Source organism: Paenibacillus sp. NPDC058177, from assembly GCF_042883835.1.
In the GTDB taxonomy this organism is placed as follows: domain Bacteria; phylum Bacillota; class Bacilli; order Paenibacillales; family Paenibacillaceae; genus Paenibacillus_AQ; species Paenibacillus_AQ agri.
Window position 1 is genome coordinate 1,215,502 of record NZ_JBHVVB010000001.1, and the last position, 14,538, is coordinate 1,230,039.

14 protein-coding genes are annotated in these 14,538 nt (G+C 50.0%); 3 read left to right on the forward strand and 11 right to left on the reverse strand.

The features are described from left to right. Nucleotides 1–10 precede the first annotated feature (10 nt). The 4 genes from ACFVU8_RS05795 to ACFVU8_RS05810 all read right to left on the reverse strand — a co-directional run bounded on the left by ACFVU8_RS05795 (nt 11) and on the right by ACFVU8_RS05810 (nt 4,619). Nucleotides 11–1,771 (reverse strand): sensor histidine kinase, encoded by a 1,761-nt coding sequence (locus tag ACFVU8_RS05795; RefSeq protein WP_387426212.1) that lies wholly within the window; start codon nt 1,769–1,771, stop codon nt 11–13. Then, nucleotides 1,768–2,448: a response regulator transcription factor gene (locus ACFVU8_RS05800; RefSeq protein ID WP_387426213.1), complete on the reverse strand. Its 681-nt coding sequence runs from the start codon at nt 2,446–2,448 to the stop codon at nt 1,768–1,770. The genes ACFVU8_RS05795 and ACFVU8_RS05800 overlap by 4 nt, the downstream gene beginning before the upstream one ends. Before the next feature lie 79 nt (nt 2,449–2,527). Next, nucleotides 2,528–3,352 carry a hypothetical protein gene (locus ACFVU8_RS05805; protein ID WP_387426215.1) on the reverse strand — a complete coding sequence of 275 codons (825 nt, stop codon included), beginning with the start codon at nt 3,350–3,352 and terminating at the stop codon, nt 2,528–2,530. A gap of 199 nt (nt 3,353–3,551) precedes the next feature. Further along, on the reverse strand, nt 3,552–4,619 hold the full coding sequence (locus tag ACFVU8_RS05810; RefSeq protein WP_387427211.1) for a YeiH family protein: 1,068 nt from the start codon (nt 4,617–4,619) through the stop codon (nt 3,552–3,554). A 206-nt stretch (nt 4,620–4,825) separates the two neighbouring features. On the opposite strand from ACFVU8_RS05810, the gene ACFVU8_RS05815 reads away from it, so the two are divergent. Further along, a complete protein-coding gene (locus ACFVU8_RS05815; protein ID WP_387426217.1) occupies nt 4,826–5,719 on the forward strand; it encodes a LysR family transcriptional regulator in 894 nt (297 codons plus the stop codon). A gap of 3 nt (nt 5,720–5,722) precedes the next feature. On the opposite strand, the gene ACFVU8_RS05820 is transcribed toward ACFVU8_RS05815, so the two are convergent. The 7 genes from ACFVU8_RS05820 to ACFVU8_RS05850 form a co-directional block, all read right to left on the reverse strand. After that, a complete protein-coding gene (locus ACFVU8_RS05820; RefSeq protein ID WP_387426218.1) occupies nt 5,723–6,403 on the reverse strand; it encodes an ABC transporter ATP-binding protein in 681 nt (226 codons plus the stop codon). Continuing rightward, nucleotides 6,400–7,527, reverse strand: a complete 1,128-nt coding sequence (locus ACFVU8_RS05825) for an ABC transporter permease (RefSeq protein WP_387426219.1) — start codon at nt 7,525–7,527, stop codon at nt 6,400–6,402. Before ACFVU8_RS05825 ends, ACFVU8_RS05820 begins: the two co-directional genes overlap by 4 nt. A gap of 86 nt (nt 7,528–7,613) precedes the next feature. Continuing rightward, nucleotides 7,614–8,990, reverse strand: a complete 1,377-nt coding sequence (locus ACFVU8_RS05830; RefSeq protein WP_387426222.1) for a sensor histidine kinase — start codon at nt 8,988–8,990, stop codon at nt 7,614–7,616. Beyond that, nucleotides 8,987–9,664 carry a response regulator transcription factor gene (locus ACFVU8_RS05835; RefSeq protein WP_379466832.1) on the reverse strand — a complete coding sequence of 226 codons (678 nt, stop codon included), beginning with the start codon at nt 9,662–9,664 and terminating at the stop codon, nt 8,987–8,989. Before ACFVU8_RS05835 ends, ACFVU8_RS05830 begins: the two co-directional genes overlap by 4 nt. Before the next feature lie 103 nt (nt 9,665–9,767). Further along, a complete protein-coding gene (locus ACFVU8_RS05840; protein WP_387426223.1) occupies nt 9,768–10,589 on the reverse strand; it encodes an SDR family oxidoreductase in 822 nt (273 codons plus the stop codon). Nucleotides 10,590–10,667: 78 nt separating this feature from the next. Beyond that, nucleotides 10,668–11,114, reverse strand: a complete 447-nt coding sequence (locus tag ACFVU8_RS05845) for a MarR family winged helix-turn-helix transcriptional regulator (protein WP_379466830.1) — start codon at nt 11,112–11,114, stop codon at nt 10,668–10,670. Nucleotides 11,115–11,312: 198 nt separating this feature from the next. After that, a complete protein-coding gene (locus ACFVU8_RS05850) occupies nt 11,313–12,506 on the reverse strand; it encodes a metallophosphoesterase (protein WP_379466829.1) in 1,194 nt (397 codons plus the stop codon). A 232-nt stretch (nt 12,507–12,738) separates the two neighbouring features. Here ACFVU8_RS05850 and ACFVU8_RS05855 point away from each other — a divergent pair, with 232 nt between their 5' ends. Continuing rightward, nucleotides 12,739–13,965 (forward strand): MFS transporter, encoded by a 1,227-nt coding sequence (locus ACFVU8_RS05855; protein ID WP_387426224.1) that lies wholly within the window; start codon nt 12,739–12,741, stop codon nt 13,963–13,965. 4 nt (nt 13,966–13,969) lie between these two features. Beyond that, nucleotides 13,970–14,431, forward strand: a complete 462-nt coding sequence (locus tag ACFVU8_RS05860; RefSeq protein WP_387426225.1) for a heme-degrading domain-containing protein — start codon at nt 13,970–13,972, stop codon at nt 14,429–14,431. Nucleotides 14,432–14,538 lie beyond the last annotated feature (107 nt).

Here is a 14,538-nt window from a genome sequence, read left to right on the forward strand (position 1 = left end):
TGATACATCCTCAACTTTCTTCCGTTATTATCATTGGCTCTGCTTGTTCCAACGTAAAATAAAAGGCCACGCCCTGCTTCGTGTTCTCGGCACCATACCGGCTTCCGTGCAGGTCCAGTATATTCTTCACAATGGCCAGGCCGAGGCCCGTCCCTCCGAACTTCCTATCCCGAGAGCGCTCAGCGCGGTAGAACTGATCCCAAATCCGCTCCAGATCGTCCTCAGGGATAGACGGACCTACATTGTCGATGCGGGTCATAATAATGCCAGGTGAAGCCTGCTGTATCTGAATTCGGATCGTGCTATGCTCCTCCGCATATCTAACAGCATTACTCAACAGGTTCAGAACAACCTGCTCCAGTCGTCTAGGGTCAGCCTGCACACCCCATTCTTCTGTCTCCAGGATGTCGATATGAAGATTCTTACTTACTAGCTGATGATCAAACGATGAGGCCACATTTCGTACAAGACGACCCAGATAAATCTCCTTGGGATGCAGACGAACGGCCTTCGCTTCAAATTTGGAAAGCTCCAGCATGTCCATAATCAATGCGTTCATCCGGTCTGTCTCGTTCACAATCAGATTGAGGTAACGCTCTCTTTTATCGATGGCTACATCGTCTTGCAGTCCCTCTGCGAAGCCTTTGACAATCCCCAGCGGGGTCTTCAACTCATGAGAGATATTGGCGATTAATTCTTTGCGCAGCTGCTCGGAGCGCTCCTTCTTGGCCACTTCCTCCTGCAGCTCCTGGTTGGCTTCAGTGAGCTGCTTCAAGGTAGCGTCGAGGTTCTGAGATAACTTGTTCATACTCCGTGACAGATCGCCGAACTCGTCCTTCGAATTAATGGCCGGCTGCTGGCTAAAATCCAGCTCCGCCATGCGCGTAGCCGCCTTGCTGAGCTTCACTAGCGGAAACGAAACGATCCTGGAATAGATCAAGGATAGCAGCGTCACCAGAATCAGAATCACCGGAGCCAAATAAAGAAAATATTGTGTCAGGATGCTAACCGCTTCCCCGACGGGCTGAAGCGATGTCATCGCAAACACATAACGGCCCCCCTCTCCAGCTTCAGGAAGTGAAAGAACCACCACTGCGTACACAATGCCGCTCCATTTATCGGTCCACTCCATCTGAACGGGAAGCCCTTTTGTCAGACGGTCTCTGTCAGTGTCCATCTTGTTCATCCAATCGCCAAGCGCGTTCTGAATTAGTGTGTCTTGATAATAAGGGTTAAATGACCGGTCCTCCGGCAGTAACAAATCTGTGATTGCGCCCGTGACACGGGTCAATCCTTCCTCTGGCTGGGAGGCTGACGGCTGCAGCTTTGCAGGCTGCATAATCGTATCCTTTTCATCCATATACAGCCCGTCTACGACCAGTTGATCACCGATGTGCAGACCGACAGGAATATCGCTCAGCATGGTTCCGTCTGACGAGATACGGATCGTAATGCTTTTGGCAGGTGATTCTATCTGAATATAATACGGTTCTACACTTATACGCTCAAACTGATGATTAAATATCGCGATACTGACATCATGCTGGTTCATAAAGTCACCAAGAAGATGCGCGGCTTGATCCCCGCCGGAATGCACTGCCGCATACTGCCGTCCAAAATCCTGCACATTCTGTTCCAGCTTGCTGATCTTGGTCGTGCGGTAAAAGCGCTCAAAGAACAGTCCTTCCACCAGCATCGCAATGGAAAAAACAATCACAATCATTACGGAGGTTACGACAAACAGCTTCAGAACTACCCCGTTCTTCTTCATGGCTCCAGCTCGAATTTATAGCCTGAACGGATGACCGTCCGAATCAAGGAGCCCTCACTTCCCAGCTTGGCCCGCAGCTTTTTGATATGGGTATCCACAGCCCGGTGATCACCAAAGTAATCCAAGCCCCACACCGCATTCAGAATATGGTCACGGGACAGGACGATGCCATAATTTTTGATCATCACCAGCAGCAGATCATATTCTTTGGGCGACAGGTTGAGCAGTTCACCGCTTACCGTTACCGTATGGGCTTTCTGATTCACCGACAATTCTCCGTAAACCAGCGTGTCGCCTTCCCGGCCAATCGTCCCTTCTGTTCGCTTCATCAAGGCCGTGGCGCGGGCCACCAGCACCTTCGGGCTAAACGGCTTGGTCACATATTCATCCGCACCCAGCTCAAAGCCCATCAATTGATCGTCATCCTCTGTTCTCGCCGTGATGATAATGATCGGGACATCCGACTTCTGGCGGATACGTCTGCACACCGACCAGCCATCCATTTCCGGCATCATAATATCGAGCACCACCAGATCAACCATCGACTGTGCAAAAATCTCCAGCGCCTGCCGTCCGTTCTCTGCTTCATAGACTTCCCATTGTTCCTTCTTGAAATAGTCCGTGATAAACTCCCGCATCAGCACATCGTCTTCCACCAGCAAAATACTTCTCTTCATTTCTTGAACACTCCACATCCACCAGAAATTCATTAGTCCATTTAACAGGAGACGTGAATGCCTGTCAAAAAGACTTGCTTTACAAATTCACTGCGATCACGCCGATCTTCTTGTCAACTTGTCCGATCCACAGCTCGCCGTCGCCCACCATAACGCCCTTCCAGTTCACGAATAGTTTGTCTTCCTTCTGTGCCAGGAGCTTCTTCTTCACTTTGGCAGTCATGATGTTATTATATTTGGCAATAAACTCTTTTTTCGTTTTAATTTGTACACTTTTCCCTTTAGTGTTCACGCGCAGCGGATAGGATATGCTGTCTGCTACTGCTGCTTTGTTATTGGCGGCTACATCCTTTTGCAGCTTGTTAAAAAAGTGTGCGAATGCTACAGGATTATCTATACCGGCAACTTCATACGGGTTCTCTACCACATTGACCGCATACACAACCACACGATTATTGATTTTGCTGATCCACAGCTCCCCATCTCCGATCATAATACCATTGGCATTGGAAAAGGCTTGATCCGGCTTCTGGGCCAGCAGCTTGGCACGCACATTGGCGGTCATAATCCGGTCATATTTTTGTACGAATTCTTCTTTGGTGTAGATCGGAAAGGTTTTGCCGCCCTTGTTCAGATTAAGCGGGTAGGACATCAGCTCGGCCACATCTTTGCTTTTGCCTTCAGAGACTGCTTTCTGTAGTTTGGCCAGGAACGTTGTGAATTCCTTGGGATCATCAAACCCGGCATTGTAATACGGATTATTGGCACTTTGCTGAGCGGCAGAAGCTGCTGCTACTGTGGTGGAAAAAGCCTTAGTGGAACCGGCCTTTTGATCGGCCCATACCGGCCCTGTCAACGCGGTTGTAGCTACTGTGAGTCCTAGCAAGAATGCGATTTTTTTCATTGTTTATTACCTCCAGCGGTCATTTGATAAACCTAGTATAGTACCCGAATGTGTACATCAGGTGTACATGAAGTGTTATTTCAATCCGGTGTATCCTTGGATAGTTACAACAAGCCGCCTTACATGCCTTCCTATGTTTATAAAAAAACAGCGCCCTCCGCTAATTCCGGGGGGACGCTGTGTGCTGCTATGCAGGAGCTTAATTCAGCCCAAAGGCATGAATAAGCAGGAATCCGAGGATGGACAGTAAGACGGACCCGATCAGCCCGGCATAGAACGGTTTCTTGCCCAGCCGGCGGAAGGTCGCGACATCTACACCCAGTCCGAGTCCAGCCATGGCCATCGCCAGCAGCATATAGGACAACATGAGAAGTGCCGATATCACCTTGCCTGGGATAATTCCCAGCGTGTTCACCCCACTCATGAGCAGGAAGCCAAAAATAAACCATGGCACCGGCAACTCACGCCACTTTATTTTATGATCTTGCCCTTGCTGTTTCTGTCCTTGCCGTTTCTGCCCTTGCTGTTCCTGCGATTGTTCCTTACGCGCTTGCCGCGCATCCCAAAGGCCAATCACCAAAGCAATCGGTACCAGCATCGCCACACGTGTGAGCTTCACAATCACCGCCATATCCAGCGCTCCCTGACCTCCCGGTGCTGCCGCCGCGATAACATGTGCCACCTCGTGCAACGTTGCCCCTGTGAATATCCCGTAGCCAGTCACAGTTAGGCCCAGCAGCGGGTACAGCAGTGTATATGCAAGTGTGAAAATAGTGCCAAGAATGGCTACCGTAGCTGCGCCCACTGCCGTCTCTTCGTCCTTCGCCTTGATTTGCGGTGCAATGGCAACCACTGCCGCAGCGCCACAGATGGCCGTTCCACATGCGGTAAGCAGCCCCAGCCGCTTGTCGACCTTGAGCCATTTCGCTAATCCATAGACAACCACAATCGTGAACACAATATTGATGGCGGCAATCGCCACCACTTTATAGCCCGCATGAGCGATATCCAGTACATTCAGCTTCAATCCAAGCAGTATGATACCGAATCTTAAGAGTCTTTTACTGGAAAAGGCTATTCCGGTCTGAGCCTGCACAGGTACACCCCTGACCGCCCTGTACAGAATACCTAACAGAATCGCAATGACCAATTGGCCCATAATACTCAAAAATGGCAAGTACGCCAGCAGCTTAGCTATGATAGATAGCAGTATCGTCAAGCCTATCCCCTGCAAAAATCCGCCGTTCTTCATGCCCCTTAAAGGCATTCGGTGTATAAGTCCCATCATCTTCGTTGCACTTCCTTAATGTGATAAATTATATTCTCACTATAGAAGGAGCGAAGCCGAAAGTGAAATACGACTTTGCGATGCTTATCATTATAAAAACTTATGATTGAAAGTCTATCCTGTGCTAAAATGGCTCTAACAAGCCCATATAGCCGCAGAAACTATTTTAAAAATGAGGGATTATAATGATCACTGATGCAATTCGTGTGTTTGTAACTGTTGCGGAGCAACGCCATTTCTCCAAAGCTGCAGAGCTGCTGAACCTGTCTCAGCCGGGCGTTAGTCTGCATATCAAAAATCTGGAGAATGAGCTTGGAGCCAAGCTGCTGCATCGTTCGCCGAAGCAAGTATCCCTGACAGAAGCCGGGTCCATTCTCTATAAACATGCCAAGCGAATCTTGTCCCACTATGAGGACGCGCGCCAAGAGATCCAGTTGCTTCAGAATGAGGTGACCGGTAGTATTTTGATCGGGGCAAGCTTTACAATTGGTGAGTATATTTTACCTGGGAAGCTTGCGGCGTTCGCCGGGCAGTATCCGCAGGTCAATATTCAGGTCACGATCGGCAATACACAGGAGATTATCGGGGCCATTCGGGGAAATCAGTTGGATATCGGTTTTGTCGAGGGTGAGGTTCAAGCCTCAGCTGACCTAGAGATTATCCCTTATATGAAGGATGAGATGATTGTTGTGGCCTCCTCTGATCATCCGCTGTCGGAATCCGTCGTTGTGGAGCAGGACATGCTACAGAATCAGGTCTGGGTGCTCCGTGAACCAGGCTCCGGCACCCGTGCCTTTAGTGATCATTTTATACAGGATACGGGGATTGAAGCAAAGCGGTCCCATGTCTTCACCAGCAGCCAGGGTGTGAAGGAAGCCGTCGCCGCCGGTCTTGGGATCGCTCTTTTATCAAGATGGGTGGTACGAAAAGAACTGGCTGCGGGTGAAATTACCGAACTCCGCATCCGGCAGCTGCAATTAGAACGAAATTTCTCGATCATCCGTCATAAGGAGCATTCCCGCTCCATGGCGGTGGATGTGTTCCTGCAAAAGCTGCTTTTTGGCAAAAAAGAAGGCTGAAGGCTAAACGCCTTCAACCAGTATACCTTCTTCCAAATGCAGCACACGGTCACACCATTCCAGCATTCGTTCGTCATGCGTGACCATTACCGCCGCTTTGCCTTCCCGTTTCACCTCGTCGGCGATCATGCTGACGACCTCTTTGCCTCGCTTAAAGTCGAGGCTTGCCGTCGGCTCATCCGCGAACAGAATCGCCGGCTTGTTCATCCACGCTCTGGCGATAGCGACCCGCTGCTTTTCCCCGCCGGAGAGTGCTTCCGGGTATTGATTCCGCCGTTCCCAGATCCCCAGGCGCTTCAGCAAGTAGTCCGCCCGCTGTTTGGACTCCTTCGTTCCAAGCTTCGCCAGCTTGGCTACGTATAGTAGCTGCTCCTCTACCTTCAGGTATGGGAGCAGCTGAGCGCTTTGGAACATAAAGCCGATTTTCTCCAGCCGTAGCTGGGTCAGCGCGCTTTTATCCTTGTCTTTTAACGATTCCCCGTCAATCAGAACTTCTCCGCTGGTTGGCGAGAGCAGCGCACCTGCTGTAGACAAAAAGGTACTTTTCCCGGAACCCGAGGGTCCCAGCACCGCTACGAATTCGCCCGCCTGAACTTCCAGGTTCAGGTTGTGCAGCACCGAGATGGTCGTATCCCCGTCACCGTAAGTTTTGGTCACTTGCTTCATTGTTAGTTTCGCACTCATGCGTAAGCCCTCCCTATCGCTTCCAGTGCATCGACTTTCGCTACTCGTACCACTGATATGAGCGATCCGCACAAGGACATACCTACGAATAATAAGCTGGTCCACAGAATCGTCATCGGTTCAAGCTGGAACGGCATCGAATCCGGCAGCGCCATGTTCATCCCAAAGGTCAGTGCCAGACTGACAATCAGGCTCACTATGGACAGAATCATGACTTGGCCTACGACACTCCAAGCGAGATAAGACATCTTGGTGCCCATGGCTTTGAGAATGCCGAACTGGCTTGTTTTCTGAATGGTAATGACATAGAAGAAGACGGCCAGCACGAAAGCGGCAATAACAAATAGGAAAACGATCATCATGAGCAGAGAGCCTTGCTCCGCGGAATATCCCGGAATGCTCTCAATAGCCTGCTTCTGGGTAATGATCTCCACATGATCGAGCTTGCCATTAATCTCGGCGGCCTGATCAGCGGTGATGTTCAGTGCAATAACATTAAAGGATGCCTCTTGCGGAGAGCCCCCTCCTTGGCTGGAACCTTGCTTCATCTCTTGCCATTCTTGTTGATTGATATAGACCACTGGGGTATGGCTATAGGAGTTATCCTTCACGAATCCGGCTACGGTAAAACTTTTGCCAGTGGCCTGATCACGGAGCGTACTCCCGATTGTGATACCTGACTGCTCCAGCTTCTTATCTACGAGCACACTGCCTGTGGTGTCATTGGTGAGCTTATCCCCCTCAACCACTTTGGGTGCCAACATTCCGTTCATATCCACTGCAAAATAAGTAATGTCAGCCTTCACGTCATCGGCGTTACCAGTCCCTGCGGTAATCGTGCTCATTTGCACCGCAAGCGGGGTTGCATTAGCCTCTCCGCTGACTGCCCGAACCGCTTCAAGCTCTGTACCGCCCAGAACGGAACGTCTGAAGGTATGCTCCGCGTCGCTTTGAACCGCGAAATAATTCGCAGGCATGTTCTCCACAGCGGAAATATTGGCATAAGCCAAGCCTCTTGCTAGTCCCGTAACAAACAAGACCAGAAATGAGACCAAGAGCATAATCACCATGATCAACGAATATCTGGCTTTGGAATGCCTCATCTCTCTCAGGGCTAAAAACATAGTACCACTCCTTCTACTCTGTATAGCTACAGTGTAGAAAGTGAAAATGAACGGAGTATGAATAAAGAATTACAAAAACCCACTATTTACAATAGTGGGAGGGTCACGGTGAAGATGGTCCCTTCACCTACACTGCTGGAGACCTCCACGGTTCCGGCATGTGCTTCAATAATTTTTTGCACAATGGCAAGTCCGAGGCCGCTGCTATGCGTCTCATGGGTACGCGCCCGGTCGACTTTATAGAAACGGTCGAAGATCATCGGCAATTCTTCTTCGGCGATGCCTTCGCCAGTATCTGTGACCGATACGATACAATTTCCTCCGGCTGTTTTGGAGGTTATGGCGATGGAACCGCCGACAGGCGTGTATTTTATGGCATTGGACACCAGATTCATCCACACCTGATAGAGCAAATTAGAATCAGCATGGATACTGATGTCCGCCAGATTCAGACGCACAGCGAGCTGCTTCTCCGTCAGTCTCCACTCCATAATCTGCACAACCTGACGCAATTGGGCCTTGAGATCGAAGTCTTTCTTGGTTAGCGCCTCGGCATCATAATCCAGCGAAGACAACGTAAGCAATTGCTTGCTAAGCAGCGACAGACGGCGGCTCTCTCCGTCAATAATGGTGAGATACTCCAGCCGCTGCTCTTCCGGCAGCGAGGTTTCTCTCAGCGCATGTGCAAAGCCCTGAATCGACGTAAGCGGGGATTCAATCTCATGCGAGACATTAGCGACAAAATCCTGCCGTGCACGGTTCGTCCGTTCCAGCTCCCGGCTCATCACCATAAAATGAGAAGCCAGCTGACCGATCTCGTCCTTCCGCCACGTATTCAGCCTGATATCGTACCGGCCCTTGGAGATCCGCTTCGTGGCTGTAGTCAGCCGGGTGATCGGCCGGACAATATGAAATACACTGATCATCACAAAGCCCAGACTGATTAGTATCGTGAACCCGATAATCATCGCAAAAAAGATCCGCAGCTCTCCGAACTGAACCTGAGCATCCGGCCGCAGGAACAGTGCATAAGTGTCTGCCGCCGTGTTGATCGGCACGCCTATCGAATTCCGCAGCTGGTTGTCAAAAAAACCGGTGATAAACGGCTTGCTTGGAAACTCGGCAATTCCGTGGTATACCTGTCCTCCCAGCACCGTGTCAATCTGCTCTTTCTCCAGATCCATGACCCGGAATGGCTCGCCATAGGTTCGCTCGTCGCCTTTCCCGTTCGTCAGGTAGAGTCGATAACCAAGAGCTGCCGTGCTTTGCAGATAATCCTCCTGCGACTCCGGGTGCGTGGCAATAAACTGCTGGATTTGTACAGCCATCCCGGTCAGCTTGGCATCGTTCTCCGGCTTTACCTGCGACTGATAATAGAGATTAGAGATCAGGAAGCCGAGCAGACTGCTCACAATAATGACAGAGCAAAAAACAAGGCACATCCGAACATACAAGGACTTCATGCGTTGATCATCTCCACCTTGTAGCCGATGCCGCGCACCGTCCGGATTACAAAATCATCTTGATACCCGGCAAACCGCTGCCGCAGCCGCTTAATATGTACATCGACCGTCCGCTCATCCCCCTCGTACCCGGCTCCCCAGACCAGCTCAATCAGTTCAGAGCGAGAGAACAGCCGACCCGGATATTGAGCCAGCTGCGCCAGCAGCTCGAATTCCTTTACAGGAAGCAGCAGGACATCATCCCCATCGTTGATCTCATAATTTTTGCGGTCAATGACAAGGGAATTCAGGCGAATCTTATCGTTGGAAGCCACCGAATAACGCCGGAACAACGCCTTCATTCGAAAGATCAGCTCCTCCGGCTCAAAAGGCTTGGTCAAATAATCGTCAGTTCCCCGCAAGTACCCCTGCTCTTTGTCACTGAGCTGCTGCCGTGCCGTCAGGAGAATGACCGGGATATCGTACGTCTCACGGATATATTGGCACAGCTCCAGCCCATCGACATGTGGCATCATCACATCGACAATCGCCATGTCCACTGTGTGTTCTTTTAACACCGTAATCCCTTCCCGGCCATCCCCTGCCTCAAGCACCTGATACCCTTCTCTTGTCAGCACATGCTTCAATAAGGTGCGGATGTTCATATCATCATCGGTCACTAGAATCTTCTTCATTGCTTCTCACTCACTCTCTGCCATACCTGGACATCATATAATGCTCCCATAGTATCAACATTAGAGCGATTCAACAACTTTATCTAATCTGCAATACGTTCGCTCAGTCAGCTGTGGAACGGATGAAGGGAATTATGCTCTCTTTTAGAGAAAGCAACGGCCCTCCAACAAAACGCTCCAGATCCTGTGAAGTGGATGCGGTATCGAGTCTGGACAGAAACGGGTAGATCCAGTGCTGCACCCCTGCGTCCTGCTTATGAACCACTGGCTGACCGGCTATCTCCGACAGTACCACTGCCAGCTGACGGAAATCCCACGTCTCCGAGGCAGTCAATTCATAAATGGCATTCTTATGATCGGATGAAGCCAATATGCTGGCCGTTCCAAGGGCGAGATCGCGGCGTGTAACGGTGTTGAACACCCAGTCTCCCGGGGCGGTAATTAGTTCCCCACTCGCAAGTGCTTCATTCAATCCAAGTACACCGGCAAAATCCGTATATAGGGCATTGCGGAGAAAAGTATAATTTAGGCCGGAATCGAGAATCGCCTGCTCGGTGCGCAGATGCACATTATGCTGCGGATCGGCACCGGGTTTTGGAAAGGCAAAGCTTGTGTACAAGAAATGTTCTACCTTCGCTTTCTTAGCTGCCTCGATAACATGACTATGCTGAACATAGCGGATACCATCATCCGTATTTGAGCTGGAGATGAGCAGTAGCCTGGAAACCCCGGTGAAAGCTTCCTCAAGGGTCTCCGGCTGATCATAATCCACAATTCGGATCTGTACTCCAAGGGGCTGCAAATACTCTGCCTTCTGCGGGTCCCGGACACCTGCAATCAACTGTTCCGGGGGAATAATCTCTGCGAGTTTTTCGATAATTTTAGTGCCAAGCTGTCCGGTTGCTCCGGTAATAAGTATCGACATGAATAACGTCCTTTCCATCTCCTGAGTTTAGTTAAGTTATTAACTATATAATTAAAAAGAGTACGCTGATCCAATCAGCTACTCTCTGGTCAACTTCCGCAACAATCCCATCAGCTGATGGATTTCCTGCGGCTCCAGCTGCTGCATCCGCTCGCCCACCGCTTGCCGGTTCTCTGGTAAATGCTCCTCCAGCAACGCTTCACCTTTACCAGTCAAAGAAATCACCGTCTTCCTGCCATCGGCTGCATCACTGGCCCGGCTGATATAGCCGTCCTTTTCGATTGGGGTCAGCAGCAGGCTAATATTTGCCTTGGTAACGCCTATGATCGACGCCAGCTCGGAGGGCAGGATGCTACCACCCTGTTTGGCGATCTCTACCAGGATGCGAATTCTCGCTCCATTCAGGCCCTTGGATTGCCAGTATTTCTCGGAAACAGCCACCAGCTTAGCAGTCGTCTCCACCAGGGTAAAGAACGCCTCTGTAGGCAGCGGCTGGTTCAGTACATATTTCTGCAAATCATCCATAACTTCGTTTTCAGCTCCAATCAGTTAATAACTTAACTATATTCAAAATACACTACCACCTCAGACTTGTCAAAACTGAATTTTGTCTGCTCCTCCAACTATTACACAAAAAAGCCCCGAAGCCATAGCTTCAGGGCACACAATCATCGCTTCAATCATGACTCCAGATCATTTGATTTCGGTGATAGTTTTCGCTGGTTAAACCAGCACAGTCTTCGCAGTTACCGGCTCTTCACTGTATCTCGTTCTACCTTCCGGCAAAACCTCCAGCTTAATTAGCTCGGAACGGCTGGCCAAGCGGATTGGCGGCCCCCACGTTCCGTAGCCAGAAGAGACTACTACATGGAGGTTTTCTTTTTGCAGATATCCCCAATCAAGCTCAAATAATCGTTTGGTTATCCAGTGGTTGGGTGCGATCTGGCCGCGGTGCGTATGACCCGAGAGGAGAACGTCCACACCTGCCTGAGCTGCAGCTCCAAAGCCGGTCGGCTGGTGGTCCATCATGATGACAGGCTTGGAATGGTCAATTCCCTCAAGCAGCGCAGGTACGCTCAATCTGCCGCCGGCCTCCATCGTTTCCGCAGTTTTGTCCTTACGACCTACGATGTAAACACCGGCTGTCTCCACAACTTCGTCCTGTAGCACCCTGATCCCGATGCTCTTCATCACTTGAGTATATTCCTCGATGGAGCCACCGTAGTATTCATGGTTACCCAGCACAGCATATACGCCATAACGGGCTTTAAGCAGTTTTAACTGGTCGCTCATCTTATTACGAACGAACGGCTCGATGCTATCATCCAGCACATCCCCGGCCAGCAGGACAATATCCGGCTGCATGTGATTGATCTCTGCCACCATTTTTTTCAGATGACGATTGCCGACGATGTTCCCCAAATGCAGATCAGACGCTACGGCGACGGTCAGCGGCTTCCGGGTTCCACGCGATTTGGCGATGGGCAGCGAATGATTCCGCACAACCGTACTCCAAGCATTTCTGGAGCCCCAAATCAGGAACAGAGCCAACAGCACCAACAGCACCCCGCCAGCATCAGTGACAAAGGAATCAGGTACCTTACCGCTCCAGTAGAGCAGCAGGTAAACCAAATCTGTCAAAGGCAGCAGGAGAATAGCAAATTCCATACAAGCCAAGTAGTATGAACCTACGACCTTAAACAGTCTTCCAGCTGGTTTAAGCACCTGCGGCCATGGAATCATTCCGATGACGTATGCCAGCGCTACAACTGTAAAGAGACTCCAGAACAAGGCCGGAGACGATCCTGGCAGCCATTCCTGTACCAACAACCACAGGTGATAGCCGATGTAATAATTCACTAGAACCAACCCAAGCAGCATCAATACTCCCGAGGCTATTCTTTGCAAAGTCTTCATTATGTTTCTCCCCTTCACCGCGTTCTTCTGTATCTAACTCAAATCATAACACAAACCGTTAACACAGTATAAAATCCACGCAGGGAATCGTCAAAGACCGCAGATTTATTCGTGCTGTAATGGCCCTCGCTCGTTTCTATTTTTGAAACTTTTACGCATTTTTTGAGGGTTGTTTTTAACTTCCGTTATTATAAAGACAGCTTTTACTGCAAGACTTCTCCGGAGAAGGAACTTGAGCAACAGAGCTTCAAGAGAGGAAGTGACTTCATCCCTAATGTCAGCGAAGATTTATATCGCTCTACTCTCCCTTGCCATCAGCGCGTTTGCTATCGGAACAACGGAGTTTGTCCTGGTAGGGCTGCTGCAAACGGTAGCAGATGATCTTTCCATCAGTATCACACGAGCAGGAACACTTATTTCCGGCTATGCCGTCGCAATTGCCGTAGGAACTCCGCTCATCGCGACTTTTTCAGGGCGTTTTCCCAAAAAGCAGCTTCTTCTCCTTTTGATGACCATATTTACCTTAGGCAACTTGCTGGCAGCATTCTCGCATTCGTATGGTCTGCTAATGTTGTCACGGGTCATTACAGCCATCGCCCACGGTGTGTATTTTGCAGTAGCAGCTACCGTTGCTGTGGACATGGTTCCCGCCAGTCATAAAGGTACCGCTGTCTCGATCATGTTCACCGGACTAACCGTAGCCACCATTGCCGGCGTTCCCATGGGAACGTATATCGGCCAGCATTTCGGCTGGCGGGCTACCTTTGGCGTTGTAGCCGCACTTGGCTTCATAGCTTTGGCCTCCAATGGTCTGGCGATCGGTAAGGTTAATCAGGATTCGAGCAAGCTTCGCTTAAGCGATATCAGAAAGCTGGTCTTTAACAACCGCATCCTGCTGGCTTTACTGATGACCATACTCGGCTTCGGTGGAACGTTTACTTTATTCACCTACCTTACGCCTATTCTGGAAAATATCAGCGGCTATTCGCCCGGCTCCATTACGCTTCTGCTGCTAGTCTATGGAGTTGCTGTTGCGATAGGCAACCTAGTCGGCGGAAAACTCGCCAATGCGCACCCTGTAAAATCGCTGCGGCTTGTATTTTTGTGCCAAAGCATTGTATTACTGCTGCAAATCGTACTGCTGCCGAGCAAGCAACTGACCATTCTGGGGCTTATCTTAATGGGCTTCTTCGCCTTCATGATGTCTCCGGGAGTACAGGCCTACATCCTGACACTCGCTGAAGAGTTCGCCCCGTCAGCTAAAAATCTGGCATCAGCACTGAATATTTCCGCCTTTAATATCGGCATTGCGGCTGGCTCTACCATAGGAGGCTATGCCGTGGACCATCTGGGTTACTTGGACACTGCTTGGCTTGGAGCCATCATGGTGTGCGGAGCTATGCTTTTGGCCATGCTGAACTATCGTCTAGACAGACAACAACAACTTTTTGAGGAGTGAAATTATGATGAATCTTCAATCGCTGGAACAACTGGAGAACCAACTCCAATTAGATCATTTTACTAACGAGGATGCCCTGGAGCTCGGATTTACCATTATCAACTATGCCAAAGAACAAGGCACCTCAATTGCCGTTCATATTGAGCGGAACCGTGTCCCATTGTTCACCCATCTGATGGAAGGCACCTCTGATGAGAATTACCACTGGCTCTTCCGTAAAAAGCGGGTAACCGACCACTACAACCGTAGCTCCGCTTACATTGCCGAACGTTTCGCCCAGAGTGGAACTACGCATACAGAGAGCTCTCTTCTATCACCCGCTGAATATCAGGCGGTAGGCGGCACTTTTCCGCTTCGCATCAAAAACGTAGGTGTAATAGGCTCCGTTACAGTAGCCGGACTAACAGGTCAACTTGACCATGATTATGCGGTAGAGGGCCTTAAACGATTTATAGATAGTAATTAATTCAGGGGAAACGTCTGGAAAATGCGGCTGCACAATGCCAAGCCAATTTCCAGGACGTTTCCCCCCTGTTTTTCCAACTTGCTGGTATTAGTGACATCTTAAACAAG

What these genes read in the sequence shown, in the direction of transcription:
- ACFVU8_RS05860 (WP_387426225.1), top strand. Translation starts at nt 13,970, where the DNA reads ATGATGAATCTTCAATCGCTGGAACAACTGGAGAACCAACTCCAATTA.
- ACFVU8_RS05845 (WP_379466830.1), bottom strand. Translation starts at nt 11,114, where the DNA reads ATGGATGATTTGCAGAAATATGTACTGAACCAGCCGCTGCCTACAGAG.
- ACFVU8_RS05830 (WP_387426222.1), bottom strand. Translation starts at nt 8,990, where the DNA reads ATGAAGTCCTTGTATGTTCGGATGTGCCTTGTTTTTTGCTCTGTCATT.
- ACFVU8_RS05795 (WP_387426212.1), bottom strand. Translation starts at nt 1,771, where the DNA reads ATGAAGAAGAACGGGGTAGTTCTGAAGCTGTTTGTCGTAACCTCCGTA.
- ACFVU8_RS05835 (WP_379466832.1), bottom strand. Translation starts at nt 9,664, where the DNA reads ATGAAGAAGATTCTAGTGACCGATGATGATATGAACATCCGCACCTTA.
- ACFVU8_RS05820 (WP_387426218.1), bottom strand. Translation starts at nt 6,403, where the DNA reads ATGAGTGCGAAACTAACAATGAAGCAAGTGACCAAAACTTACGGTGAC.
- ACFVU8_RS05800 (WP_387426213.1), bottom strand. Translation starts at nt 2,448, where the DNA reads ATGAAGAGAAGTATTTTGCTGGTGGAAGACGATGTGCTGATGCGGGAG.
- ACFVU8_RS05810 (WP_387427211.1), bottom strand. Translation starts at nt 4,619, where the DNA reads ATGCCTTTAAGGGGCATGAAGAACGGCGGATTTTTGCAGGGGATAGGC.
- ACFVU8_RS05805 (WP_387426215.1), bottom strand. Translation starts at nt 3,352, where the DNA reads ATGAAAAAAATCGCATTCTTGCTAGGACTCACAGTAGCTACAACCGCG.
- ACFVU8_RS05840 (WP_387426223.1), bottom strand. Translation starts at nt 10,589, where the DNA reads ATGTCGATACTTATTACCGGAGCAACCGGACAGCTTGGCACTAAAATT.
- ACFVU8_RS05815 (WP_387426217.1), top strand. Translation starts at nt 4,826, where the DNA reads ATGATCACTGATGCAATTCGTGTGTTTGTAACTGTTGCGGAGCAACGC.
- ACFVU8_RS05850 (WP_379466829.1), bottom strand. Translation starts at nt 12,506, where the DNA reads ATGAAGACTTTGCAAAGAATAGCCTCGGGAGTATTGATGCTGCTTGGG.
- ACFVU8_RS05825 (WP_387426219.1), bottom strand. Translation starts at nt 7,527, where the DNA reads ATGTTTTTAGCCCTGAGAGAGATGAGGCATTCCAAAGCCAGATATTCG.